Origin of the sequence: Chloroflexus sp. MS-CIW-1 (assembly GCF_030444705.1) — a bacterium.
Lineage (GTDB): Bacteria > Chloroflexota > Chloroflexia > Chloroflexales > Chloroflexaceae > Chloroflexus.
Map to the genome: position 1 here is coordinate 16346 of NZ_JAUBWR010000003.1, position 26762 is coordinate 43107.

24 protein-coding genes are annotated in these 26762 nt (G+C 54.1%); 11 read left to right on the forward strand and 13 right to left on the reverse strand.

Annotated elements, in window-relative coordinates:
- Positions 1 to 2: 2 nt before the first annotated feature.
- Positions 3 to 1114, forward strand: a protein-coding gene (locus tag QTO31_RS17230; protein ID WP_301430325.1) for an IS630 family transposase whose coding sequence is annotated in 2 segments (ribosomal slippage) — positions 3 to 417 and positions 417 to 1114 — 1113 coding nt in all. Because the reading frame shifts where the segments join, the coding sequence is not laid out codon by codon here.
- Between the two features lie 281 nt (positions 1115 to 1395).
- Here QTO31_RS17230 and QTO31_RS17235 read toward each other — a convergent pair.
- Entirely contained in the window at positions 1396 to 1590 is a 195-nt protein-coding gene (locus tag QTO31_RS17235) for a hypothetical protein (protein ID WP_031459335.1), read from the reverse strand.
- 204 nt (positions 1591 to 1794) lie between these two features.
- Here QTO31_RS17235 and QTO31_RS17240 point away from each other — a divergent pair, with 204 nt between their 5' ends.
- The 4 genes from QTO31_RS17240 (at position 1795) to QTO31_RS17255 (ending at position 5764) form a co-directional block, all read left to right on the forward strand.
- The gene (locus QTO31_RS17240) at positions 1795 to 2928 is read left to right on the forward strand and encodes a 5-(carboxyamino)imidazole ribonucleotide synthase (RefSeq protein WP_301430326.1); all 1134 of its coding nucleotides are present in this window, start codon (positions 1795 to 1797) and stop codon (positions 2926 to 2928) included.
- A 50-nt stretch (positions 2929 to 2978) separates the two neighbouring features.
- The gene (purE, locus tag QTO31_RS17245) at positions 2979 to 3473 is read left to right on the forward strand and encodes a 5-(carboxyamino)imidazole ribonucleotide mutase (protein WP_031459333.1); all 495 of its coding nucleotides are present in this window, start codon (positions 2979 to 2981) and stop codon (positions 3471 to 3473) included.
- A 109-nt stretch (positions 3474 to 3582) separates the two neighbouring features.
- Entirely contained in the window at positions 3583 to 4596 is a 1014-nt protein-coding gene (gene rfbB, locus QTO31_RS17250) for a dTDP-glucose 4,6-dehydratase (RefSeq protein WP_031459332.1), read from the forward strand.
- A gap of 190 nt (positions 4597 to 4786) precedes the next feature.
- The gene (locus QTO31_RS17255) at positions 4787 to 5764 is read left to right on the forward strand and encodes a helix-turn-helix transcriptional regulator (RefSeq protein ID WP_301430327.1); all 978 of its coding nucleotides are present in this window, start codon (positions 4787 to 4789) and stop codon (positions 5762 to 5764) included.
- Between the two features lie 138 nt (positions 5765 to 5902).
- Here QTO31_RS17255 and rpmE read toward each other — a convergent pair whose 3' ends face one another.
- The 6 genes from rpmE to QTO31_RS17285 form a co-directional block, all read right to left on the reverse strand.
- The gene (gene rpmE / locus QTO31_RS17260) at positions 5903 to 6202 is read right to left on the reverse strand and encodes a 50S ribosomal protein L31 (protein WP_367620657.1); all 300 of its coding nucleotides are present in this window, start codon (positions 6200 to 6202) and stop codon (positions 5903 to 5905) included.
- Positions 6203 to 6215: 13 nt separating this feature from the next.
- Positions 6216 to 6491, reverse strand: a complete 276-nt coding sequence (rpmA, locus tag QTO31_RS17265) for a 50S ribosomal protein L27 (protein WP_028457254.1) — start codon at positions 6489 to 6491, stop codon at positions 6216 to 6218.
- Between the two features lie 14 nt (positions 6492 to 6505).
- Entirely contained in the window at positions 6506 to 6817 is a 312-nt protein-coding gene (gene rplU / locus QTO31_RS17270) for a 50S ribosomal protein L21 (protein WP_031459329.1), read from the reverse strand.
- 125 nt (positions 6818 to 6942) lie between these two features.
- Positions 6943 to 7866, reverse strand: coding sequence for a response regulator (locus QTO31_RS17275; protein ID WP_031459328.1), 924 nt, complete (start codon positions 7864 to 7866; stop codon positions 6943 to 6945).
- A 181-nt stretch (positions 7867 to 8047) separates the two neighbouring features.
- The gene (gene aspS / locus QTO31_RS17280; RefSeq protein ID WP_301430329.1) at positions 8048 to 9817 is read right to left on the reverse strand and encodes an aspartate--tRNA ligase; all 1770 of its coding nucleotides are present in this window, start codon (positions 9815 to 9817) and stop codon (positions 8048 to 8050) included.
- A 64-nt stretch (positions 9818 to 9881) separates the two neighbouring features.
- Positions 9882 to 10802 carry a polyprenyl synthetase family protein gene (locus QTO31_RS17285; protein ID WP_301430331.1) on the reverse strand — a complete coding sequence of 307 codons (921 nt, stop codon included), beginning with the start codon at positions 10800 to 10802 and terminating at the stop codon, positions 9882 to 9884.
- A gap of 240 nt (positions 10803 to 11042) precedes the next feature.
- On the opposite strand from QTO31_RS17285, the gene QTO31_RS17290 reads away from it, so the two are divergent.
- Positions 11043 to 13502: a penicillin acylase family protein gene (locus QTO31_RS17290; RefSeq protein ID WP_301430332.1), complete on the forward strand. Its 2460-nt coding sequence runs from the start codon at positions 11043 to 11045 to the stop codon at positions 13500 to 13502.
- A 205-nt stretch (positions 13503 to 13707) separates the two neighbouring features.
- Positions 13708 to 15204, forward strand: a complete 1497-nt coding sequence (locus QTO31_RS17295; RefSeq protein WP_301430333.1) for an HD domain-containing protein — start codon at positions 13708 to 13710, stop codon at positions 15202 to 15204.
- Here QTO31_RS17295 and QTO31_RS17300 read toward each other — a convergent pair.
- The gene (locus QTO31_RS17300) at positions 15174 to 15326 is read right to left on the reverse strand and encodes a hypothetical protein (protein ID WP_173424549.1); all 153 of its coding nucleotides are present in this window, start codon (positions 15324 to 15326) and stop codon (positions 15174 to 15176) included. The genes QTO31_RS17295 and QTO31_RS17300 overlap by 31 nt on opposite strands.
- Before the next feature lie 92 nt (positions 15327 to 15418).
- Complete coding sequence (locus QTO31_RS17305; protein WP_031459323.1) at positions 15419 to 15814, reverse strand: response regulator; 396 nt, start codon at positions 15812 to 15814, stop codon at positions 15419 to 15421.
- A gap of 1089 nt (positions 15815 to 16903) precedes the next feature.
- Here QTO31_RS17305 and QTO31_RS17310 point away from each other — a divergent pair.
- Together QTO31_RS17310 and QTO31_RS17315 are read left to right on the forward strand one after the other, a co-directional pair.
- Entirely contained in the window at positions 16904 to 17809 is a 906-nt protein-coding gene (locus QTO31_RS17310) for an AEC family transporter (RefSeq protein WP_301430334.1), read from the forward strand.
- A 133-nt stretch (positions 17810 to 17942) separates the two neighbouring features.
- Positions 17943 to 19151: a TRAP transporter substrate-binding protein gene (locus tag QTO31_RS17315; RefSeq protein ID WP_301430335.1), complete on the forward strand. Its 1209-nt coding sequence runs from the start codon at positions 17943 to 17945 to the stop codon at positions 19149 to 19151.
- A gap of 450 nt (positions 19152 to 19601) precedes the next feature.
- Here QTO31_RS17315 and QTO31_RS17320 read toward each other — a convergent pair whose 3' ends face one another.
- From QTO31_RS17320 to QTO31_RS17330, 3 genes are all read right to left on the reverse strand, one after another.
- Positions 19602 to 20936 (reverse strand): TRAP transporter large permease subunit, encoded by a 1335-nt coding sequence (locus QTO31_RS17320; protein ID WP_301430337.1) that lies wholly within the window; start codon positions 20934 to 20936, stop codon positions 19602 to 19604.
- A gap of 14 nt (positions 20937 to 20950) precedes the next feature.
- The gene (locus tag QTO31_RS17325; protein ID WP_301430338.1) at positions 20951 to 21511 is read right to left on the reverse strand and encodes a TRAP transporter small permease subunit; all 561 of its coding nucleotides are present in this window, start codon (positions 21509 to 21511) and stop codon (positions 20951 to 20953) included.
- A gap of 231 nt (positions 21512 to 21742) precedes the next feature.
- Positions 21743 to 23578, reverse strand: coding sequence for a phosphoenolpyruvate carboxykinase (GTP) (locus QTO31_RS17330; protein WP_301430339.1), 1836 nt, complete (start codon positions 23576 to 23578; stop codon positions 21743 to 21745).
- A 473-nt stretch (positions 23579 to 24051) separates the two neighbouring features.
- Here QTO31_RS17330 and secG point away from each other — a divergent pair, with 473 nt between their 5' ends.
- Both secG and QTO31_RS17340 read left to right on the forward strand, forming a co-directional pair.
- On the forward strand, positions 24052 to 24267 hold the full coding sequence (gene secG, locus QTO31_RS17335; protein ID WP_301430341.1) for a preprotein translocase subunit SecG: 216 nt from the start codon (positions 24052 to 24054) through the stop codon (positions 24265 to 24267).
- A 3-nt stretch (positions 24268 to 24270) separates the two neighbouring features.
- Positions 24271 to 25935, forward strand: a complete 1665-nt coding sequence (locus QTO31_RS17340; RefSeq protein ID WP_301430342.1) for a peptide ABC transporter substrate-binding protein — start codon at positions 24271 to 24273, stop codon at positions 25933 to 25935.
- Between the two features lie 6 nt (positions 25936 to 25941).
- Here the strand turns inward: QTO31_RS17340 and QTO31_RS17345 are convergent, their stop codons facing one another.
- Positions 25942 to 26721 (reverse strand): hypothetical protein, encoded by a 780-nt coding sequence (locus QTO31_RS17345; protein WP_301430715.1) that lies wholly within the window; start codon positions 26719 to 26721, stop codon positions 25942 to 25944.
- Between the last annotated feature and the right edge of the window lie 41 nt (positions 26722 to 26762).

Below are 26762 nucleotides of genomic sequence, written 5' to 3' on the forward strand. Positions count from 1 at the left end.
CCATGCCCAGACCCAAAGCATACGTGGTGACGCTGACCGAAAAGGAGCGCTTGTCCCTGCGTGATCTCCTGAAGAAGGGGGAAGTGAACGCCCGGATGGTTACTCGGGCCCGGATTCTGCTCCTTTCAGCAGAGGGCGCGACCGATCAATCGATAGCCGAGGTGCTCAAGGTGAATCCGCAGACGGTGCGGAACATCCGAAAACGGTTCGGAGAGGAGGGGCTGGAAGCCGCTTTGCAGGAGCGCCCCCGGCCTGGCGCCCAGCCGAAACTGGACAGCAAACAGGAGGCGTTCCTGATCGCCCTGGCCTGCAGCGCGCCGCCGGAGGGCCGGGAGCGCTGGACGATGCAGCTCTTGGCCGACCGGCTGGTGGAACGGAAGATTGTGGAATCCATCTCCGACGAAACGGTGCGGCGGGTGTTAAAAAAAACAACCTTAAGCCCTGGCAGAAGCAGCAGTGGCGCCTTGGACAGATTACTGCGGACTTCCTCTGGCGCATGGAAGATGTGCTGGACCTGTACGCCGAACCTTACGACCCACGACGACCGGTCGTCTGCTTTGACGAACGGCCGTATCAGTTGGTGGCGGATGTCCAGGCGCCCCTGCCGATGGAGCCGGGGCGTCCGCAGCGGGTGGACGACGCATATGAGCGGCAAGGATGCTGCAACCTGTTTTTGATCTTTCACCCCCTGACGGGCTGGCGGGAAGTCCACGTGACGGAGCGGCGGACGAAGGAGGACGTCGCCCGCCAAATGAAATGGCTAGTGGATGAAGTCTTCCCGGAGGCAGAGGGGATTCGCGTGGTGCTGGACAACCTGAACACCCATACCCCAGCTGTGCTGTACCAGACTTTTCCACCAGAGGAAGCCCGACGGCTGACACGGAAGTTGGCGTTTCACTCTACGCCGAAGCATGGCAGTTGGCTGAACATGACAGAGATCGAGTTCTCCATCCTGGCTCGCCAATGTCTGGATCGGCGTCTGCCGGATATAGAGAGCGTACGCCGAGAGGTAGACGCATGGGCAAAAGCCCGTAGTGAAGTCCGGGCTACCGTGCAATGGCGGTTCACCACGGCCAATGCCCGGCTCACGTTTCGTCGCTTTTATCATCAGTAATCAGTGTGGTCAAGTACTAGCTCGTTGACAATTTGACTCACTTCTACGGAATCTATGCTTCAACAGAGCAAACAATCAGCGAGAGCGGTCAGCATACTCAGCATTGGTCACCTTCACTAACCAGATGAGGCAACAGCGGAGACACATCGGCTGGCGTATACGCTGAAGGGACGGGAATTTCGCCCGACTGCATCCCCCTGCCTTGCCCCTGGGAGAAGAGGCAGGGGCCGCTGGGGGAAGGTGCGGGGAGCGTAACGATCTCCCGCTCTCCCGACTTTACCTCACCACACAAACGAGGCAATAACCATACCAAGCATGAGTAACCCGCCCCAAATAGCAATCCAGAAGAGATCACGACGGACATCAGCATACTCACGGCTGTAGTCTGGTGGTTCGATTGAACGTGCAACCGGTCGTCGAACCGAGGCAGAACGCTGGTTTGAACGACGACGATTGCTGCGCGAAGAGGTTGTCATACTGTCTTGCTCCTTCCTGTATTGTATTTTCCCCGACATTATAGCCGAAGTCACCTTTTCACCGGGAGCTTGCATATCTGAACATCTGAGGATACTATACCCGGCGTAGCGTTCCCGCAGTACGTGCATGGCAGCTCGCCACAGGAGGAACGTGACACGGTTGCGAATTTCTGAAACACAGATAGTATGATCGGTGGATAAGCTATGCGGATCGGTATTCTTGGTGGTGGTCAACTGGCCCAGATGCTCACCCAGGCTGCAATATCACTGGGGGTTGAAGTAGTTATTTGTGAGCGGCTACCAGATAGTCCGGCAGCCCGCTATACTCAATATGCAGTCGTTGGCCCCTGGGAAGACGAGACGGGTTTGACAGCCTTTGCCCACCAGTGCGATTTGGTCACGTTAGAGAATGAGTTTATTGACGCCTCGATACTTGAGCGTATCGAGGCGCATGGTGTTCCGGTCTTGCCGCGACCGGCAACGGTGGCAGTTGTACAAGATAAGTTACGGCAGAAGGAGCGATTGGCATCTGCCGGACTGACGGTACCACCATTTCGGTCAGTGACGACACCAAACGATGTGTTGACTGCGGCGCAAGAGTTTGGCTGGCCACTCGTGCTGAAGACACGCCGGAATGGGTACGATGGGTACGGAAATGCAACCGTTCGCAGCGCTGAAGAGGTGATACTGGCCTGGGAGCGTCTTACACGCGGAGGTAGTCCGTTGTTCGTCGAGGCTTGGGTGCCGTTTACGTGTGAGCTGGCGGTGATGGTTGTGCGCGGACGTGACGGTACGACAGTGGCTTACCCTGTCGTTGAAACAGTACAGCAGAATCACATCTGTCATGTGGTACGGGTACCGGCGCCGGTCGATGCAAACTTGGCAGCGCAGGCCACCGATCTGGCAGTAGCAGCAATTCAGGCGGTTGATGGGGTCGGTATTTTTGGCGTTGAGCTGTTTGCGCTCGCTGACGGGCAGGTGCTCATCAATGAATTAGCGCCACGTCCACACAATTCCGGTCACTACACGATTGAAGCCTGTGTGACGTCGCAGTTTGAAAATCATCTGCGTGCCGTCTTGGGTTGGCCACTCGGCCCAACCGCTTTGCGGGCGCCAGCGGCGGTAATGGTGAATCTGCTCGGCAAGCGCAACGGGCCGATCAATCCATCGGCCATTGTCGCAGCGCTGGCTGTACCAGGAGCACACATTCATTTTTATGGTAAGCGAGAAGAGCGGATTGGGCGTAAAATGGGCCATATTACGGCACTTGGCGCAACCCTGGCTGAAGCAGAAGCTGTTGCCCGACGCGCCGCAGCCCTGGTTACAATGCCGGAATAGCAGAGCTAGAGCGTATCTCGGAACGTTCACGCATCAGGTGAGGAACAGGTATGGCCGATCATCCGTTAGTGGGTATCATCATGGGGAGTGACAGCGACTTGCCAACGCTGCAGGGCGCTATCGATGTCTGTCGCGAATTCGGCATTCCCTACGAAGCACGTATTGTCTCGGCCCATCGCACACCACTCGACATGGCCGAGTATGGGATGACCGCACATCAGCGCGGTATTCGGGTTATCATTGCCGGGGCAGGCGGTGCAGCACATTTACCGGGGATGATCGCAGCCTATTCGCCATTACCGGTGATTGGTGTTCCGGTGCCCAGCAAGGCGCTCAATGGTCTGGATTCCCTGCTCTCAATTGTGCAGATGCCGGCAGGTGTGCCGGTGGCAACCGTTGCCATCGGCAACGGACGTAACGCCGGCTTGCTGGCAGTACAGATTCTGGCGAGCGCTGATCCGGCACTCTTAGCCCAGGTCCTGGCTTACAAAGAGCGTATGGCTGCCGAATCGCGAGCCAAAAACCGCATCTTTACGGAAACGTGATTCCCTGGTGGTTCAGCAGGTTTCCTGCTCTATTTCAGATACGCTCTCAGGAATTGTAAGACACATTTGCAATACCATTGTTAGCGAAGTGAAAGGAAGCAACATTACTATGCGGAATCTCCTTATTACTGGCGGAGCCGGGTTTATTGGCAGTAACTTTGTCCATTATATGCTTGACACATATACCGATTATCGGATCGTGGTGTACGATAAACTCACGTATGCCGGTAATCTGGCAAATCTAGCATCGGTCGCTAATGACCCACGTTTCACATTCGTGCGGGGTGATATTTGCGATATTGATACGGTACGCGAGGTAGTGCGTACCTACAAGATCGATACCATTGTCAATTTTGCCGCCGAGACCCACGTCGATCGGTCAATAATGGCGCCCGATGCAGTCGTTCGTACTAATGTGAACGGAACTTGGGCCTTGCTCGAAGTAGCCCGCGAGTTTCAACTCGAACGTTTCCATCAGATCAGTACCGATGAGGTGTATGGCGCAATTCCGGCCCCCCGCCGCTCACGAGAGGGTGATCCTCTTGAACCGCGCAGCCCCTACTCGGCGAGTAAGGCCGGCGCTGAGCACCTGGTGTATGCCTACTACATTACGTATGGGGTACCGATAACGATTACCCGTGGTTCAAATAATATCGGGCCGTACCACTATCCCGAAAAGGCGGTTCCCCTCTTCACAACGAATGCCATTGATAACTTGCCTCTACCGATCTATGGTGATGGATTGCAGGTACGTGATTACCAATATGTCCTTGACCACTGTGAAGCGATTGATATTGTGCTCCATAAAGGCCAGATCGGCGAGGTGTATAACGTTGGCACAGAGGTTGAGACGCCGAACATCGAAATGGCACGCAAGATTCTCGATATTCTCGGCAAGCCGTACAGTCTGATCCAACACGTCACCGATCGCGCCGGTCATGACCGACGTTATGCGCTTGATTGCTCGAAACTGCGCGCATTGGGCTGGCGTTCGCGTCATACGTTCGATGAAGCCCTCGAAAAGACGGTGCGCTGGTTTGTTGAGCATGAAGATTGGTGGCGCCCGATCAAGTCTGGCGAGTATATGGAGTATTATCGGCGCCAGTATATTGAACGTGGGTAAATGCTCTCTAGTACGGAGGTCGGTGTCATAGCTTTGCAGACCGGAAAGAGGTGCAAGAAATAGCAGCAGATTCCTCGCCACTCAAACGCATCGGCGGGGAAAAGAGGGAATCTTACCCAACCCCGTGACGAGCACATTCAGATAATAAGGTGGTCAATGCACTGGCTTTAACGTTCAGTACACCAAACCTATGACCGATACCGATAATCGTCTACGTAGTAAAGCTGCCCGGTTACGCCACCTGGAGCATATCCTCTACAATGCGCCCAATGGGCTAAGTGTGATTGAATTGGCTAAACGGTGTGGTGTGCATCGACGCACCATCTACCGTGATCTCGACGCCCTTGCAGAAAGCGGAGCACCCATCTGGCAGCACGATGGCAAATACGGCATCGACCGTAACGCATACCTGGCGACAATTCGCCTCAACCTTCACGAGGCAGTTGCGCTCTTCTTCGCCGCCCGCCTGTTGAGCCATCATAGCGACGAGCATAACCCACATATCGTTTCGGCCCTGAACCAACTGGCGGCCGGGCTACCCGATCAGACGATTGCCGATCATATCGCCCGTTTGGCAAATATCGTGCGCGACCGTCCCCCACATCCCCACTACATCCAAACCCTCGAAAGGCTTACCCGGGCCTGGGCTGACCGGCGGATGGTACGGATACGGTATCGTCCGCCTAATCGCCCTCCCACCGAGCGCGAGATCGCCCCCTATTTCCTTGAGGTCGTGCGGATGACGCCAGGCGTATACGTGATTGGGTATGACCGACTGCGTGACGATGTACGCACCTTTAAAGTTGAGCGCATCGAGCACGCGGAACTTTTGGCAGAACACTATACCATTCCGGAAGCATTTGACCCCTACACCCATCTGGCAAACGCATGGGAGGTCGTGAACGAAGCAGCGGTGACCATTCATTTACGCTTTAGCGCCCAAATCGCGCCGCGTATTCGTGAAAATCGCTGGCATCATAGCCAACAACTCACCGACAACCCCGACGGTAGCTGCGATCTGCGTCTGACTGTTGGCGGCATCCGCGAGATTCTAAGCTGGGTGTTAAGTTGGGGTGCAGACGTTGAAGTGTTGGAGCCAGAGGAATTGCGGCTGGAAGTTATCAACCATGCCCGTCGCATATTGACCCACTACAATACCATACCGTAGCGAAAAGTTTAATCCATTACTCCTCAAGACGAAGCAGGACCTCGCTGATGCTCCAGGCAACGAGGATTCTGCCATCTCATTACTAAAAAACGAAGGTCGGCGCCAGGCCGACCTCACCAGGCAGATACGAACTATCGCCTACTCGGCATCCTCACCATAAATTTCTTTGAGCAGGCTCTTCTTTTGTGGCTGAGCACGACCGGCGCGTCGACTTTCACGCTCATTCTGGCGTTCCTGCGCGACATTCAACCGACGCATAAAGCGATCGACCTGGCCGGCAGTATCGACGATCCGCTGCTCGCCGGTGTAAAACGGATGGCAATTAGCACAGATTTCTACGCGCAGATTGGGACGTGTCGAGCCAATCTTCCAAACGGTGCCACACGTACCACACACAATGCCATCGGTATAGTATTTGGGATGAATACCCGGTTTCACGGCAACTTCCTCTCTAGTGAGTGGCTGTGGTTGTGCCAACTGGAATCACGCTCACCTTCTTCTGCGTGCGTGAATAGTGGCTAAACTGCACTACACCATCTACGAGTGCGTACAGCGTCCAGTCACGACCAACCCCAACATTCTCACCCGGCTTAATCTTCGTACCACACTGGCGGACGATAATGTTCCCGGCGCGAACCTTCTCGCCGCCAAAGCGCTTGACTCCGCGCATTTTTGGATTGCTATCGCGCCCATTGCGCGAGCTACCTACACCTTTCTTGTGGGCCATTGTTCAAGCTCCTCTCAGGCGACGATCTCGCTGATACGAATTTTGGTATAGCGCTGGCGATGACCGGTGCGACGGCGATAACGTGTTTTGTTGCGATACCGAAAAACAATAATCTTCTCGCCCTTTTGCTCGCCGAGCACTTCCGCCCGCACCACTGCACCTTCAACCAGCGGTGAGCCGACCTTCACCTGATCCGCGTCACCCACCAGGAGCACTTCGTCTAGCTCGATCTGGCTGCCTGGTTCGGCGTTGATCAGGTCGATAGTCAAGACCTGGCCTGGCTCAACACGGTATTGCATGCCTCGGTCACGAATAATTGCATACACGGTCTTCTTCTCCTTGGGGCGACGCTTTTGATAGCGTCGAGACAACATGAAAACAGAGCGGTTACACCGCCCTTCGCCCTGCGTAGTATAGCAAAGGCCAGGCGTGGTGTCAAACTGATACAGCCTTACTCACTCCGTGCAATCCGCGCCATTTCTTCACAAGCGCGCAGGGTAGCAATACGTGCCCATCCCAGTGACGCATTCGCCCCAATTGCCAGCAACAGAATGAGATCATCGACCGATGCCATGATGATGTTTTGATCCTGGCCCTCGTGGATAACCAGATGCCCTGGTTGCTGCTGCCCTAAATGCCGACCGATCTCGGTCAGTGCCAGCGTATTCCCTGCTGCCAGGGCTGCCACGACGGTCACATTGATGTCACGTCGTCGACTCCAGTGGCTGAGGACCAAACCACTCGTATCGGCCAGAATCGCGCATTGCACGTCAGGGGCCAGTGCCAGATCCTTCAGTGACTGGCGCATACGCTCCAACTGCGCTTCTGAATAGCTCCGCCCACTACGCCCGCTCTGATTGGGAGTGAGCCGCATCGCGACGCCCGATGATGCAACCGACGACGACTGCGCTGGCTGTCGAGCACGCAGTGCAGCCAGTCGCTGGCTAAACCGACTGCCAGCGGCAGGTTCAGGTGCTGGCGACTCGACACGCATCGCAGCGACCGGCTTTGTCGGATCGAGGAGCGTCATAGCTGTCAGTCGAAGCTGCTCGGCGTTCGCCGGTTTGGCCAGAACATAGTCGATCTGCAATTCGCTTTGTAACTGCGGCGATACATCCTCTGGGCTGATCGTAAAAACGACAATCGCAGTGCCCGGATCAAGCTGCCGTACTCGCTGAATAAGCTCGATGCCGCTCATCCCTGGCATCTTCAGATCGGTGAGCAGCAGATCAACAGGCTGCCGGGAAATGTGAAGGAGCGCTGCCTCTGCCGACGAGACATCGCTTACCTCGTAAGACGTGTCTTCGGTCAATGCCAGCGACACCAGCCGACGAATATGAGGATCGTCATCAACAACCAGAATGCGCTTAGGCATATCCACTCCGGCGAACATACCGCCGCGCCAATCTGGGCGCGGCGGCGGCATGGACGTCGTACATATCTATAGTATAGCCGGTTTATGCTGAATTTGTCGTTAGCCCAAAGGTACGAATTTGATGAATTATTTGTCAGAATGACGCCATACATCCCCAATGGGAGATGACGACCTCACCCACCTATTCTGGCATGACAATCCGAATGTGCAACTCTTTCAACTGTCGTTCATCAACCGGTGATGGTGCGTTAGTCATGAGATCAACTGCTTGCTGCGTCTTGGGGAAGGCCATCACCTCACGAATCGTCGGCTCATCGGCCAGGATCATCACCAGCCGATCAATACCGGGGGCAATGCCACCGTGCGGTGGAGCGCCGTATTCAAACGCTTCCAGCATATGCCCAAACTGGGCCTGCGCCTTTTCTTCGCTAATGCCAAGTAGCGAGAAGACCTGCTGCTGAATATCACGACGGTGAATACGAATACTGCCACCACCGGCTTCATACCCGTTGAGGATCAGATCGTAGGCTTTCGCCCGCACTTTACCGGGATCGGTGGTTAACAGAGGCAGGTCTTCATCTTTCGGTGCAGTAAACGGATGGTGAACGGCGTCCCAACGCTGTTCCTCTTCGTTCCATTCTACCAACGGAAAATCGACAATCCACGCAAAACAGAGCGTATCGGGATCGGCCAATCGCAGCCGCTCTGCCAGATTGCGGCGTAGCTTGTCGAGCGAAGCTGCAACCACCGCCGGTTGATCGGCCACGATGAGGATCAGATCACCGGGTTCGGCGGCCATGCGCTCAGTGATAGCGGTGAACTCACCAGGAGCCAGATTCTTGGCGAAACTTGAACGCACTTCACCGCCATCAGATGGCAGAGCTGCCCAGGCCAGGCCCTTTGCTCCTCCGGCACGCACCACTTCCGCAAGCTCGTCAATCTGCTTCCGCGAGAAATGGGCACATCCTGGCGCCCGAATACCCTTGACCTGACCGCCATTGGCTAAGACACTGCGGAAGACCTGAAATGGGGTCTCAGCGAGCAGATCGCTCAGATTAACCAGCTCTAAGTCGTAGCGCAGATCGGGCTTATCCGAACCGTAACGCTCAATTGCCTCGGCGTATGTCAGGCGGCGAAATGGGGTTGGTAAACGCTTATGTGGCACGATTGTCCGACAGAGCGCCGTAAACAGCCGTTCGATCAGCGCAAGCACATCCTCCTGATCGACAAAGCTCATCTCCATATCGAGCTGGGTAAACTCAGGCTGCCGGTCGGCACGCTGGTCTTCATCACGAAAACAGCGTGCGATCTGAAAGTACTTATCGTAACCGGCTACCATAAGTAACTGCTTGAGCTGCTGTGGACTTTGCGGTAGCGCGTAGAATTTGCCTGGATGCAGTCGTGACGGCACCAGATAGTCGCGCGCGCCTTCGGGGGTCGATTTGATCAGAATCGGTGTCTCGATTTCGAGAAAACCTTCGGCGTCGAGAAAATCGCGAATAAACTTCACTACTCGATGACGCAAGATCAGGTTGCGCTGCATCCGTTCCCGACGCAGATCGAGATAGCGATACTTCAGTCGCACCGATTCATCTTCACCACCCTCCTTGGCAATGTAGATCGGCGGTGTGCGGGCCGGATTCAACACCTGCGCTTCAAACGCCTCTACCTCAATCTCACCGGTCGCAAGATCAGGATTCACTGCTTCTGCCGGACGTATGCGCACATGTCCACGCACCTGCACCACGTATTCCGAACGAACGGTTTCGGCTACTGCGTGCGCTGCTGGATGGGCGCTGTTAAAAACAACCTGTGTGATGCCATAACGGTCACGCAGGTCGATAAAGATAAGATCACCATGATCGCGCCGACGATGTACCCATCCGGCCAGCGTCACCTCCTGACCGGCATGAGCCGGACGCAATTCACCACAGGTGTGTGAACGATACATAATATACACTCCTGCCGAATCGAAAGCGACATCGATAGCTCAGCCGTCGCATTATAACACAGCGTTACACTTCGCCGATCTGATCAATGATGCGGTGCAGCCAGGGCGTTGTGACGCCAACCGGCAGAAGCTGTAGAGCCTGCCGGGCAGCGTTCCGCTGCGCCACAAGGGCGGTACGGGCTGCGGGTAAGCCGTTGGTGCGAATCAACGGCAAAGCCTCGGCGATAGTGGCTGGTGTCGGATTTGCAAAAACTGCTTGCAATACCGGTGCTGGTGGTTCGGTCACAGCTAGTAGCATCGCTAATGGAACATGACCGGCCTGTAATAGAGCACCATTAGCCTCCAGATCGCGAATTTCCGTCGCCAACCGCAGGGCCAGTCCTAAATGTAGACCAAACTGTGCTGCTGGTTCAAGGAGATGTTCTGCCAACCCGCCACACAAGACACCTGCCTGGGCCGACGCCGCTAAGAGCACCCCGAAAAGCGCTTCCGTTCGTTGCCAGTAGATGGTCAAAGCAGTTTCCTGTGGGGTAAGGCTCGTGATCGTGGTCAATTGCCCTTCACAGATCCGCATCACCGCCTGCGAGTAGAGTTCAATCACCCGTGGATCTGGGCTGCGGGCCATCTCGCCAGCGGCAAGCGCAAAGAGGTAATCACCAACCATCAAAGCCACACCATGATCCCACGTACCATTTGTACCTCTTCCGAACCGACGAGCCTGTCTGTCGATGAGGTTGTCATGGGCACGAGTTGCCGCTTCAATAAGCTCCACTGCGGCTGCCGCGTGGACAACCTGAGCACTAACGGTATTACCTAGCCGGGCAACGGCGAGGACAATCAGGGCACGCAGTCGATCTGCTGCATCGGCTATCACGTGCGGATCAACCATCGCAATGACGCTATACCGCGCCCGTAGCCGGTCACGAAGTATCTGCTCGACAAGCGAAAGATCGTGGTGCAACTCCGCTGGAATAGCAAGGGTCATGCTTTATCACTTCAGCTATAACGTATTGCCTACTGTTTGGAAAGATACGCTATCCCGGCGTCACTGTCAACCGTCATCCGAGTCGCCAACGGATTTTCAGCGTTTTTAGCTTCGGATCACCTTTGCAGCCTGAACGACACCAGAACAAATCGACACCAATGAACCTTTTCGTTTGACATGTGAGCGTATCCGATTCACAATACCGGTGTCTCAGTCCTTGACTCGAAACGGAGGTGGAGCGTGACCCTGAACCCCACACGCATCGGACGAGCGATAGGCATTACGGTAGGTGCGGTCGCGGCGCTGGCCGGTGTCGGAGCAATTGCCGCGCTACGACGACCGTTACCCCGCACGAATGGCCAGATCACCCTACCCGGCATCCGCACGGCGGTAGAAATACGACGTGACCGTTGGGGTGTGCCGCATATCTACGCAGAACACAACGAAGATCTCTTTGCCGCTTTAGGGTATGTGCATGCTCAGGATCGTCTCTGGCAGATGGAAATGCACCGACGCATTGGTCACGGTCGGCTGGCCGAGATTTTTGGGCCAGCCGCCCTCGATTCCGATCGCTTTATTCGCACACTCGGCTTTAGTCGCATTGCCGATCAGGAGGTCAAGCTGCTTGATGACGAAACGGCAACGCTCATGAGCGCGTATGTACGTGGGGTCAATGCCTGCATCGGACATATCGGCAACCGGTTACCACTCGAATTCACGCTGCTCGGCTTCCAACCCGAACCATGGACACTGGCCGATCTGCTAGTCTGGCCGAAAATGATGGCACTCACTCTGTCAACCAACTGGATGCAAGAGCTATTGCAGGCCCAGATCGTCGCGCTGGTTGGCATCGAACGCGCTACCGCATTGCGTCCTCACTATCCAGAAGATGCACCGCTGACTGTGCCGGCCGGTACCAGCTATACACCCGATCTCGGCGCCGGAGCGCTCCAATTGGCCAGCGATGCTGCCCTGTTTACCGGTGAAAACGAAACACCCCAAGGGTCAAATGCGTGGGTTGTCGCCGGTCAACGCACCACGAGCGGTCGTCCCTTACTTGCGAATGATCCTCATCTCAACCTCTCGCTCCCCAATCTCTGGTACGAGGTGCATTTAGAGGGAGGCGATTTTCACGTTGCCGGTGTGACCATTCCTGCTACCTGTGGTGTGATCATCGGTCACAATCAACGCATCGCCTGGGGCGTCACCAATGCCCGTACCGATAATCAAGACCTGTTCATTGAGCAGTTCGATGTGACTGATCCTCGCCGTTACCGCTGGAATGACGACTGGCTCACTGCTGAGGTTGTTCAAGAGAAGATTGTGGTCAAAGGACAGGCGAACCCAACGGTGATCGATGTGCGCATCACACGTCACGGACCGATTATCGATCCGGTTGCCGGTTCGCTGCGCGGTGAACCATCTAGCGCCGACTCGACAACGCAGGCGCTAGCGCTGCGCTGGACGGCTCTCGATCCTTCGCCTACCCTCACTCGTTCCGTGCTCAAATTGAACCGTGCCCGCAACTGGGAAGAGTTTCGGGCTGCATTACAAGACTGGGACGTGCCACCGCAGAATTTTGTCTACGCTGATATTGACGGCCACATCGGTTACTGTCTGGCCGGTCGCCTCCCAATCCGTCGTCAAGGTGACGGGATGCTGCCGGTGCCCGGCTGGAATAGTGATTATGAATGGCAGGGCTACATTCCATTCACCGAGCTACCGAACCAGCTCGATCCGCCGAATGGCGCCATTGTAACGGCCAATCACCGAATTACTCACGATAAACCTCCTACCAGTGCTCCTATTCAGGGTTTCTGGCTCAATCCGTACCGTGCCCAACGCATTCAGACATTACTCGACGCCACCAAGCAGCACGATGTTCGTAGTTTTGCCCGCATCCAGGGCGACATCCTGTCTTTACCCGGCAAAGCCCTCGTCGAACAGATGGCCCGTCTTCAGCTCGAACCGGGAATGGAGCAGCGCGTGCGCGATCTCTTCATTACCTGGGATGGTCAGCTTCATCCAGAAAGTGTTGGGGGCGCGATCTATGAAGGTCTACGCTACCACCTGCTCCGCATTGTCTACCACGAATTGCATGATCTGTTCCAGGCTTCGGCAGCCGTGGGTTCGTTTAGTGTTTTGCCCGCGAACCTCTACCTGGAATGCGCCTTACCGATGATTCTTTCCCGTATGGCCGGTCAACCGCTCGAACAACCCGATGAATGGCTCGGCCACGGTCGTAGTTGGGGCGGCGTCTTACGGGCAGCTCTGGCCCGTACTGTTGCTGAACTGACTGAACGATTCGGTAACGATCCTTCACGCTGGACGTATGGCCGCTTGCATACATTAACCCTACGCCACCCCCTTGGTAGCGTACCCGCACTTACCCCTCTCTTCAATCGCGGGCCATGGTCAATCGGCGGTGACATCGATACCGTTAACCATTGCTATCTTCCCCGCGACAATGCCGGCATGAAGATTACCAATGGTGTTTCATTACGCTTTATCTTTGATCTCAATGATTGGGATAACTCGCGGGCTATTCTACCAGGTGGACAGAGTGGGCATCCGGCCAGTCCTCATTATGCCGATATGGTGACGGCCTGGCGTGGTGGCGCCTATCATCCACTGTTGTGGAGCCGGGCGGCAGTCGAGCGGCACACCAGAGACGTTTTGACGTTGCTTGCCGAACATTGAGCGTATTGTTGCGGAAGCATGTCATCTATCTATGTTATGGTATAAGTGCAGGCAGGTCGTACACGTCGCTCAGAAGCGGAGAGAAAGGACTGAGAGAAGGTGCAGGTACCGGTATCACTGCTCATAGCTAGCTTTTCGTTGCTACCTGAAAAGACTTAGGACGAAGCGGAACCGCTGATGATAAGGTTCATCGTCACCTGATACGATGATGCAAACAATAAACAACCTGTTTTCACTGATTGCCGCCTGCACAGATCGACCGGTCTGGCTGGTGGGGGGAGCTGTGCGCGAGCTGCTTACCGGTCGTACCCCGGCTGACCTCGACCTCGCCATTGATGGAAGTGGACTGTCACTTGCACAGGCACTCGCTCACACCGGCAACGGCACATTTGTCGCCCTCGACCGCGAACGTGATACCGGTCGGGTCGTCTTTGCCGATGGGATAACCATCGACTGTGCGACGTTACGGGCCGCTGATATTGTGGCCGATCTGCATTTACGCGATTTTACCGTTAATGCACTGGCACTGCCGCTTACTGCTGCTATAACCGGCGACTGGCGTAAGCTGATCGATCCACTCGGTGGTCAGGCCGATCTTGCTGCCAGACAGCTCCGTCCATGCTCAGCTTACAGTCTGATAGATGATCCACTGCGAGTTGTACGTGCCGGTCGCTTTCGAGCCACTTACCAGCTCATGCCAACCCCTGAACTGATCACTGCGGCGCGCAGCGCTGCACCATTCTTACCCAACGTAGCAATTGAACGAATCCGGGATGAACTGCTCAAACTCTGCGACGGTCTGGCAGCGGCTGCCGGCCTGCGCCTCCTCGATCAGGTTGGTGCACTAACCATCATCTTCCCCGAATTAGAAGCGGCACGCACCTGTGAACAGCCACGCATCCATTTCTTACCCGTCCTCGATCATGTCCTGGAAACGGTTGCAGCCCTTGACTGGCTGATCGACAATGGCGAACCACCCATTGCCGTACAAACCCATCCTAATCTGAGCCGTAACCTGCCGTTTGCCGATCGCTATCGTGAACTTTTACAGCAGCGACGCGGCAACGTCCGCCGCGCAGCACTACTCAAGCTGGCAGCCCTTTTGCACGACAATGCCAAACCGCAAACCAAAGTGAACCATGCGGATGGCACAGTAACTTTCTATGGACATCAGGGGATAGGGGCAGAGGTAGCTGCAACTATTGGCCAACGCCTACGGCTGAGTCGGTCCGACACCCAATACCTGGTACAGATTGTACGCGAACATATGCGTCCAGGCCAGATGCGTGGTGGCGGGCAACTGACCGAAAGGGGCATTGCCCGCTTTTTCCGCGATTCTGAAGATGCCGGTCCTGATATTCTGCTCCACGAACTGGCCGATCATCTGGCAACACGCGGCCCGTGGCTCGATCCAGCAGCATGGAACGAACATCTTAGATGGATGGAAACAATGCTAGAGCACTACTGGAACACACCGACCCCACCACTGCCACCACTTATTCGGGGCGATATGTTAATGGACGCTTTAGGGATTAAACCGGGGCCGGAAGTTGGTCGCCTGTTACGGCTGATTCGCGAAGCACAACTGGCAGGGGAAATACACAACGCTGAAGAGGCTTTAGCACTCGCCCGTACAATGCAAATCCCGACGACCGAGACAGACGATCCAGATCACTGTGGCCGTCGTGGCAAACGGATCTGATCGGTCTGTTGCTGTTCATGCGCGGCGGGGCGATCATCATCAAGCAACGGCAACAGGATGAGTGTCAACACGATCATCCCAAACAACACGAACGATGGCAGAAACGACATTAGATCGTACATCGCATACCTCCCGTGAAGCTGCAACGAAAGAGTACCATGCGTTAGTATCCTAGCGGAGAGCATGCGTCAGGAGAATGACAATGATCTGATGTTTAGCTGATGGGCGCACGTAAGACGTCGCGCACAATATGTTCAAGGCGGTCAAGGGGAAAAGGCTTGGCAAGGTAGTAATCGATTCGTTGCTCACGAGCGCGCTTTTCAAGCTCAGGCGTGGCATAGGCAGTAATCATGACCACGCACGTATCAGGGGAGGTCTCTTTAATTGCCGCGGCAAGCTGTAAGCCATTCATGCCTGGCATATTATAGTCTGTGATAACGAGAGGTACACGCCGCAGCGCAATTTGAGCCAGCGCATCAGCACCACTGTGAACAGTAATAATATCGTAGCCACCGGTTAGGTCTCGCATCAAACGATGCAAAATGATAAGAATATCAGGCTCATCCTCCACCAGAATGATTGCCGGATTGCGACCGGAAACGTCGGACATACGAGAAGCTCCTTAAGCAGCCGCAAAACTTGTTCTTTATCAGAAATACCGGTTATACGTTGGCAAAGCTAGTCGTATTGTAGCACAGCCATGCATGACGGGCAAGCGATGAGCGCAGACGATCAGGAGTTTTTACCACTTGCAGTGGCTGCGCAACAGAAGTTGCCACTCCGCTGAGCTGCTACATAGGAGAGCAAGGAGAATTGTTACGCAGCGCGGTTTCTGCCGCTTCCACACGAAGAGAGGAAGTTACAGGGGTGGGAACGCCACCCTACGCAGGCTGCTGGCCTGCGCACCTAGCTAGATCACGTAGGTGAGGTTACCGTAAGCGGGTACGTGATAGCAATCCGTAGCACAACACTGGTTTGTATTGTCTGGCATCAAAGGTGATCTGAAGCTGAGAACACTGCAAAACTCTAACCGGAAAGAGTATTGCTGGAAGAAATATACGATATGCTGTATCTCAGCTCAGCTTACTCATATCGAATGTTTCAGCGACTAACGCAACTTACGTTATTATATAACATCGTATACGGAAACATGTTTGAAACCGGTCCTGTAAGGGGATCCAATACGTAATGAGTACTTATCCACCACATCTGCTTATGGGTCGACCAACATTCTTAGAGCTTGTCCGGATCATCTATCATCACCACACGACGGATGAATCTCGGCGATAGAAACAATACGATGTATGAGGAAAGGCATCGTCTCGACCCGACAAGTTTTCCACGACGATGGTTATAGAGCCGGAGATACCGAACGTCGTCGCAACTCAGGGAGAAACGACGCTTTCGGATGGCACATCGATCTGACCGAGAATGACCTGCTGATCCTCATCGCTCGGAACAGGAGATATCGGATCGACTCTTAGAACGTATCTAAAACACTCTTTTGTTACCATCTGTTACTCACTGTTGTTATTCTACAAAGAGGTGCATGATGGCTTAGTAGATTCGGTATCGCAGTAACGCCACAAGTCCTGTCCACTCTTCACATGGTACCGGTTTGAAGCAAGCTCTTAGCGAAAACACATTGCTCGTGGATCCTTATGCCTCTTTCAAGGCTGTTTGAAGAAACTACACTGCTATGAACCAACTCCCCGGCATCTTCCTGAATGTCCTTGCACCGGTGTTCCTGCTCGTGCTGATCGGTTACATCACCGGCCCTCGTCTGCAACTCGAAGCCCGCACTCTCTCACGGTTCGCCTATTTCATTCTGACCCCAGCGTTTGTCTTTTACGTTCTTAGTCAAACCCGGATCGAAGTCGGGCTGGCAGGACGTATGATCGGATTCATCACCGTCGTCTATCTCGGCTCAATTATTATCGCCTTTCTGATTGCCAGGCTTTTCAAACGCAGCGCCAAAATGACTGCTGCCTACGTTATGATCGCTGCCTTCGGCAACGTCGGCAACTTCGGCCTGCCTATCATTCAGTTCGCCGAAGGGCCAGCCGCTCTTGGGGTAGCTACAGTCTACTTTTTGGCCAATCTCGTCCTGGCTTTCATTGTCTGTGTGGGTGCGGCCAATTTCAGCCGTGGCTTCAGTCTGAGTATGGCCATTCAAGTTTTTCGCACCCCTGCGTTACTGGCCCTTCCGCCAGCACTCTTGTTCAACTGGCTTGAAATCAATCTACCACCGGTCGTTATGCGCCCACTTGAACTGCTTTCCGGCGCCCTCATCCCAACAATGCTCATCGTGTTAGGTGCACAACTGGCGGCTGCCGGTATTCCGCGCATCAATGCCGATCTGCTTATCGCCAGCGCAATCCGCCTGATCAGTGGGCCGGTATTGGCCTTCAGCACCGTGAGCTGGTTCGATCTGCCGCCACTGGAACGTAATGTAGGTATTCTACAGGCCAGCATGCCAACGGCGGTATTGGTCAGCATTATTGCAATGGAAAACGAACTACTTCCTGAATTTGTTACAGCTACAGTCCTGTTCTCGAATCTCGTTAGCATTATTTCACTCGCATTAGTATTAGTCTTCTTGTAAGCATCCTTTTGTCAAGAAACAACTGAATCAACAACTATTGCACGAACAATAACACCACCATTTGCACAATTTCGCCATATCATGTATAATTAGGATACCGAGTTCTTATTTTCAGATTGCCCAGGAGCACAGCATGAAACGACGAGAGTTTCTTCGTGGCGCCGCAGCCGGCGTTCTCGGTGGCCTTGGACTGACACTAGCTGCTTGTGGTCAACCACCGGCGGTTACCAATCCGCCAACGGCGGCCCCCCCTACCTCACCACCAGCGCCTACAGCCGCAGGTGGTGAGCAACCCACTGCCGCTGCCCCCACGGCTCAGGCCCCTGCTCAAGGTTCGTCAATGCCGGCTGTTGAATGGCGAATGGGAACGAGCTGGCCTATCGCGCTCGATACCATCTACGGTGGTGCAGTAACGGTGGCTGAGCGGGTAGCAGAGTTATCGAACGGTATGTTCAAAATCACGACCTTCCCCGCCGGCGAACTTTTCCCTGGCCTTGAAGTGCTGCAAAACGTACAGCAGGGGACAGTTGAATCAGGACACACTGCACTGTACTATTACGTAGGTCTTGATCCAGCGTGGGCCTTCGCCACATCGCTGCCGTTTGGTCTCACTGCGCAACAGCAAAATGCCTGGCTCTATCATGGTGGTGGTGAGGCAGCAATTAACAAGCTCGGTGCGAACTTCAACGTTATCTCTTTCGCTGCCGGTAACACCGGTACCCAGATGGGTGGCTGGTTCCGCCGCGAGATCAACACCGTGGCCGACCTGCAGGGTCTCAAGATGCGCATCCCCGGTTTAGGTGCGCGAGTACTCGGAAAGCTCGGCGTGGTAACCCAAACCCTACCCGGTGGGGAAATCTTCCAAGCCCTGTCAACCGGTGCTATCGATGCGGCAGAGTGGGTCGGTGCCTACGACGACGAGAAACTTGGTCTCCCCGATGCGGCAGAGTTCTACTATGCACCAGGCTGGTGGGAGCCAGGGCCCAGTCTCCACGCTGTATTCAATCTCGATGCCTGGAATAAGCTGCCGAAAGAGTATCAGAACTTCCTCCGCGTCGCTTGTTGGGAAGCAAATATGAACATGCTCGCTAAGTACGACGCACTCAACAACGATGCACTGGAGCGAATTCTGGCGAAGGGGAAGAAGTTGCGTGTCTACAGCGATGAGATTATGAATGCAGCGCAGAAAGCGGCCTTCGAGCTGTTCGCCGAGAATGCGGAAACGTCGGCGGCGTTCAAAGAGATCTTCCCCGGCTGGAACTCGTTCCGCCAGAAGATTCAGCGCTGGCACCAGACCAACGAGTTACCGTTTAATCTCTTCGTCAAGAACAATCCGATTTAGTTTCTCCGTCCTTTTCCGCACTTCAACCAATTACGGCAGGGGCACGGCATACCGTGCCCCTGCTGGTATCAAGATGGTTGTTCCATACAATCCACCCGCGAGAAAGCACACATACACAATGGCAGACGAATCAGCCCCGTGTGTAACGCTACACCGTCAGAGAGCGTAAAGCACGTGTCTGAACAATAATTCTCGTGTTTGAGGGTGGAGAAGCCTGCCGATCCGTATTCCGAAGTGAAGACAGGAAAGAAGGGTTCAGGTACCCAACCAGTCCGAGCCAGCATGCGAATGTAAGCGAACGATGGATGACCCGTTCACTGTAGAACGCGGGCCAGAGGCCCGCGCTAGAATAGCGATCACGGTGAGCGGGTGCATAGATGTTCGTCGCGTATCCTGATTTTTAAGCAAATCAGTCAGCGAATATGATGACCTGTCTTCATCAGGATATGATCACTGGCCAAACGACACTGCTGGCAACCACAGCGCCAGTTGGGGGAAGAAGATCAAGATCACCACAATCATGAGCTGAATGGCGATAAACGGTATCACCCCCCGGTAAATATCACCGGTCGTAACCCCAGCAGGGGCCACCCCACGCAAATAGAAGAGAGCAAATCCGAACGGCGGGGTAAGGAACGAGGTCTGCAAGTTCGCGCCGAGCAGCACGCCAAACCAGATCAGATCGAAACCGAGTGCCTTTGCTACTGGTACGAAAAGCGGAATGACGATAAAGCAAATCTCGAAGAAATCGATAAAGAAACCGAGAAAAAACACAATGAGCATACTGACAATAAGAAAACCCCAGGCACCACCAGGTAAATTCGCCATGAGATCGAACACGAACTTATCGCCACTTAATGCTCGGAAAACCAGTGCAAAGGCGGTTGAGCCGATCAGGATGAAAATAACCATTGTGGTGGCGCGCATTGTCGCATCACACACAGCAATGAAATTCTTCCAGGTCAAGCGCCTGTTTGCTGCCGCCAGCAAGGTTGCACCCAGGGCGCCTACTGCGCCAGCTTCAGTCGCTGTTGAAATCCCGAAGAAGATCGATCCGAGAACTGCGACAATTAACAACAACGGTGGAATCATCACCTGAAATACACGCTTTGCCAACGCCGCGCCACTTATCGAACGGGCGGATAACGGTAGCGCCGGGGCCATCTCAGGCTTGAGCAAAGCGACCACCCAGCAGTAGAAGGCGAGCGCTGCTGACAGCAACAATCCAGGTATTAGCGAACCGAGGAACAAGCGTCCTACCGACACACCAATCTGGTCACCGAGTACAACCAGCACCACTGAGGGCGGGATAATTTGCCCGAGCGTACCAGCGGCACAGATCACGCCACAGGCCAATTCCTTGTTGTAGCCGTAGCGCAACATAATCGGCAGCGAGATCAATCCCATTGCCACTACCGTCGCTGCCACCACACCAGTAGTTGCGGCTAACAACGCTCCGACTACCACCACGGCAATTGCCAGGCCGCCGCGAATTGGCCCAAAGAGAATACCCATTGTGTCAAGCAAATCTTCTGCCAGCCCCGACTTTTCGAGCATCGAGCCGAGGAAGATAAAGTACGGGATGGCGAGAAGTGTGTAATTCGACATCACGTTAAAGATACGTGATGGCATTGCCCGAATAATAATCGGGTCAAAAATACCAAGCGAGACACCGATGATTCCGAATACAATCGCTGTTGCACCCAACGAAAACGCGACCGGGTAGCCGATACCAAGAATGACCAGCGCCCCGAGGAACATTGTGGGACCGAGCCAATCGTACATGGATCCTCCAGATATTACAATTTTGTCTCGTGCTCTTCTTCAATAGTTGACGGATCAAGAATTCCGCGGAAGGCAGCGAAGTATTTAATTGCTTCTGAAATACCCTGAATGATCAGGAGCACCGGGCTGATTATCAGAAAGGTCTTGATAATATAGCGTGGCAGACCACCCGGATCGGGAGAATTCTCACGAATACGCCACGACTGTTCAACATACGGTAGACCAAAGTAGATTAGTAAGGCACAAAATGGAATTAGAAAGAACACAGTACCAAGCAAATTCACAAGCGCTTTACGCTTTGGTGGATAGTTACTGTAGAATACATCAACCCGTACATGCTCATTATGCTTGAGAGCATACGCTGCGCCCAACAGAAAGATCAGTGAAAAAATGTACCATTGTGCCTCGATGTAAAAGTTGGACCCCAGTGTCCGACCAATTGCCCGACCAACATAGCGGTTTGCAACGTTCCAAACCCCCACACCAACAACAACTGGGACCAGGATATAGGCAATCCGCCCAACCCATTCGGTGAAGGTATCGATGATGCGTGACAATTGCAACAATGCTTGCACGTCAATCCTTCCTTCCCTTGTAATAGCCTTATGCGAACACAACAAACGAACCTAGCGATTCGACACGAAATCGCTGTGAACTGTCGAAAAGGAGATGATCAGTACAACATACTTTGGGAATGTTTAACTCTTTATGGTTCAATAGTACACGGAAACAAGCATCTTGTCAAAAAAATCGCGGATCACCTGCTGATAGGTGATCCGCAACAGATACGAACCTCAGGCGAGCAATTATTCGTGCGTCGCTCCCCACTTCTCTGGGGCACGCCAGAGGCTAGAAAGGATCAGATCACGCACCGACAACAATTCTTTGGGCAAGCGATCGTAGAGCTTGATAAACAGCTCCTCGTGCAACAGAATCTCCTGCTGCCATTCCGCTAAATCACACTCCATCACCTGATCAAATTGTTCGGGGCTGAAATCAAGCCCTCGCCAGTCAATATCCTCGTACCGCGGTACCCACCCGATAGGGGTTTCTACACTCACGGCCTGACCATGGGCACGTTCGATGATCCACTTTAAGACGCGGATATTTTCACCAAAGCCCGGCCAGATGAACTTCCCATTCTCATCCTTGCGGAACCAGTTGACACTGAAAATACGCGGCGGGTTCTTCAGACGACGGCCAAAGCTGAGCCAGTGATTGAAGTAGTCACCCATATGATAGCCGGCAAATGGGAGCATCGCGAATGGATCGCGCCGTACTACACCCTGCTGCCCCATTGCTGCTGCCGTCGTCTCAGATCCCATCGTCGCCGCAAGATAGACACCATACGTCCAGTTGAAAGCCTGGTAAACCAATGGCACCGTGCGGCTCCGGCGGCCACCGAAGATAAAGGCCTCAATCGGCACCCCCCTTGGATTCTCCCATTCCGGATCAATCGCCGGATTCTGACGGGCTGGAGCAGTAAAGCGAGCATTAGGATGAGCCGCCAGTCGTCCACAACCAGGCGTCCAGTCACGTCCTTGCCAATCGATCAAATGCGCTGGTGGTTCATCAGTCATACCTTCCCACCAGACATCGCCATCGTCGGTAAGGGCGACATTGGTGAAAATGGCATTCGCCCGACAGCTCTCCATCGCGTTGGGGTTGGTCTTGTAGGAGGTACCCGGTGCAACCCCAAAATAGCCGGTCTCAGGATTAATCGCGTACAGTTTGCCATCAGGGCCAGGTTTAATCCAGGCAATATCGTCGCCAACAGTGGTGATCTCCCATCCCTCACGTTTGAAGGCATCGGGAGGAATGAGCATCGCGAAATTGGTCTTACCACACGCTGAAGGGAAGGCTGCGGCAACATACGTTTTACGACCGGATGGCTCTTTCACCCCCAGAATCAGCATATGCTCAGCCAGCCAACCCTGCTGCCGCGCCATAACTGATGCGATGCGGAGGGCAAAACACTTCTTCCCAAGCAATGCGTTGCCGCCGTAGCCCGAACCAAAGCTCCAGATCGAACGCTCTTCAGGAAAGTGAACAATGTATTTTGTCGGATTACACGGCCATGGCACATCGGGTTGACCTCTTTCAAGTGGCATACCAACACTGTGGAGACAGGGGATGTATTCACCATCTTCACCCAGCACATCATAAATCTTCGTCGAAACACGGGTCATGATATGCATGTTCACAACGACGTAGGGTGAGTCGGTGAGTTGAATCCCAATGTGCGCAATCGGCGACCCAATTGGTCCCATACTAAAGGGGATAACGTAGAGAGTACGACCGCGCATGCTGCCCTTAAACAGTTTGAGCAGAATCTCCTTCATCTCTTTTGGAGCCATCCAGTTATTGGTTGGGCCAGCATCGTCTTTTGATAGGCTGCAAATAAAGGTGCGATCTTCAACGCGAGCTACATCTGAAGGATCGGAGCGGGCGAGAAAACTGTTGGGGCGCAATTTTGGGTTGAGGCGAATGAATGTACCGGTTTCGACCAGTTTGTTACAAAGCGTGTCATATTCAGTCTGGCTGCCATCGCAGAAATGTACTTGTGCTGGCTCGCATAATGTGACGATTTCCTGAATCCATTCGCGCAACTGTTGATGTTTAAGGTATGCAGGGAACTGCATATAAGACCTTCCTTTCGCTCACGACACCATCGGCGGGCGATGTCTGTGACATCTCGAACAATTGCAATGATAACATAGTGAGCAACAAAATACACGACTGGAAATCATTACATTTCGTCGCAAGACGACAACCGTAGATACTACGATAACTTCAGCAAGGCAACAGTGGTTCATCCTTGGCAGGGCACAACACACTTCGCGATAAGCACGATAGAGCAGACAAGTGTTGAAAGGTACATACACCGCACATCGCATGTATCGGTACGAACCTGACGAGCCATCAAGGTATGATCTTCGCAGGATCGCTCCGTCGTTAATCGCTTCAGTCATCGAAGGTTACCCGAAGCTGAGCACACTGAACACCACTGCCTTCACTCCCTCTTCTGAACACCGGCGGGATATGGTATACTATGATGCCTTTAGAAAGGCAGCAGATGCTACTTACTACTCGCATAAGGAGAGGTAAACCGAGCATGGAAACAGCGCTGTACATTGCGATTTTGGTCATTAGTGCCGTGATGAGTGTGTTGGTTATCTTACAATCGCGCGGAGGCGGTATTAATCGTGACACCAGCTCGATTCAGCGCACCCGACGCGGGATTGAGAAAACGTTGTACCAGGCCACGATTGTGCTCGGTGTCACCTTTTTAGTACTCGCACTGATTACCAGCTTGCCAATTTTTAGTTAGGGTATGGCACGTCGAATTCGCTGGCAGATTGCGATTGCGCTGCTTGGAATTGGCTTCATTGTGGGGTTGTTTGGTCGTCTGGCAATGTTAAGTGCATCGACCAATAATCCCGCTCCCGGCGGTACGTACCGTGAAGCAGTGGTTGGCTCACCGTTGATGCCGATCCCACTTCTGAACGATCCGATCAATGATCCAGTAGGCCGCACGCTCATCAGTCTGCTCTTTGAAGGACTGACCCGGATTGGAGCCGATGGGCTGATCGAACCGGCCCTGGCTGAGGGTTATACCGTCGATGGAAGTGGCGAAATCTACACGTTTACCCTTCGTCCAGGGTTGCGCTGGCATGATGGGACACCATTGACCGCTGACGATGTGGTCTTTACGCTTCGTACCCTGCAAACCTTAGATGCTGCTGGTGAACCGGCTGTCGCCAGTTTTTGGCGGACTACACTTATCGAGCGCGTTGACATCCGTACCGTTCGATTTACACTGTCGGGGCCATTCGCACCGTTTCCAGCCCTCGCCCGTGTACCAATTCTCCCGGCACATTTGCTGCGCGATCTGCCCCCTACCGAGTGGTCAACCAGTGAGTTTGGTCAGCGTCTGATCGGCAGTGGGCCGTTTCGATTGTCGGAATTACGCCCCGATGGGGCAATCTTGACCGCCAATCCAACTTATTACAATGGCCGGCCATTCCTCGATACTATTGAGTTACGGTTCATCAGTACATACGAGGCCGCCATAGCCGCCCTATCACGCGGCGAAGTGATGGGCCTAGCCGAACGCTGGGGAAGCAACCTTCAAGCTATTGATCTGCCAGGTGAAGAACAACGGATTGCTTTGCCGCTAGATGAGTATACTCAACTCACTTTCAATCTGCGATTACCACTGTTTCAAGAGATTCCTCTCCGCCGTGCATTGGCCCTCGGCCTCAACCGCGACGCCTTGATTGAAACGGTTATCAAAGGGTTGGCGCAACCCATCGACACACCACTTTTACCCAATAGCTGGGCTGACGACCCGACGATTCGGCAGATGCCGTTCGATCCGGTCACGGCAGCCGAGCGGTTGGCAGAAATTGATTTTGAACCGGGCGATGATGGCATTCGTCAGCGCGGACGGCAACGCCTCAGTTTCACATTACTGGTTGATCAGGATGAACGTCGACTGGCTGTCGCTAACGCTATTGCCGAACAGTGGCGAACTATCGGTGTCGAGGTTACTGTTGAATCGGTGGATAGCGTAACCCTGATCGACCGTCTGCGTCAAGGTGATTTTATGGCAGCCATTCATACCTGGACACGGATTGGGCCAGACCCCGACCCCTACAGTCTCTGGCACTCCAGTCAGGCAAACGGTGGCTCAAATTACGCTGGGCTTACCGACAGTCGGATTGACACCCTGTTGGAGCAAGCGCGTGCTGAACCTGAACTCGTCGCTCGTTCTGAGTTCTACCACACCTTTCAACAGCGCTGGCTGGAATTATCACCGGCGATCACATTGTACCAACCGTTGTATGTGATCGTGACGACGACAAATATTCAGGGACGCACCTTTGCTAACCCTGATCTCGGCCCACATATCCTCTTCGGCGTCGAAGATCGCTTCCGCGACGTCCATCGTTGGTTTGTCAACAGTTTTCGCCGCCTCGAAGGTGATTTACCGTAAATCCGCTTACGCTGGCAGACGGAGATCACGGAGATCGAACACCGGCCCTTCAACACAACGTCGCTGCCACCCTTGCCGGGTCTCGATCTGACAGACACGACAGATACCCAGCCCACACGGCAGCGATCCGTCCAGAATCACCTGAACCAGCCCACGATCCCATCGCAGACGAGTCGTGCGTATCAGGTTCGCAGCCCGGTTTACGAACAAAGAAGGTAACCCTAACACAATCTGATCGGCCCAACGTAACGGATTCTGATCCATTGTCGTGAGCAGATCGAACAGCGCCGACTCACCGGTCGAGCTGATCTGCACTTCTACCGTCGCCGGTAAGAGAAATGGCGGTGGGACAAAGCCGTCATCACCGGCCATCAACAGCGATACATTCAGCTTTCCAGCATACCGACGCGCTAAGAACAGCAGAGCCGGTAACGTATTGCCAACACCCGCCAACAGAAGGGTCTGGGTTGTTGGATTGATTGCACAGGTGTTCACAGAAGGTACACCGAGGTCCAGAATGGTTCCCTCACGCAGATCAAGCAACCAGGAACGGGTGGAGTCACGTGGATCGATCAACAGCTCTACGGTGCCATCGGTTGGATCAGCACCGGCTAAAAAGATAGCAGACCATAAGAGCGGATCGAGACTGTACGTTTGCCGCTGGCTAATCATGGCAAACTGACCGGGACGGGCAGTGCGTGCCAGTGACGGCGCCACCAGCCGTATCCAGATCAAGTGTTCAAATTGACGGTATTCCTGAATTGTTGCGGTATAATATAGCTGCATTTTCAAACACGTATCCTGAAGCTGGTTCCACTGCATGCCGC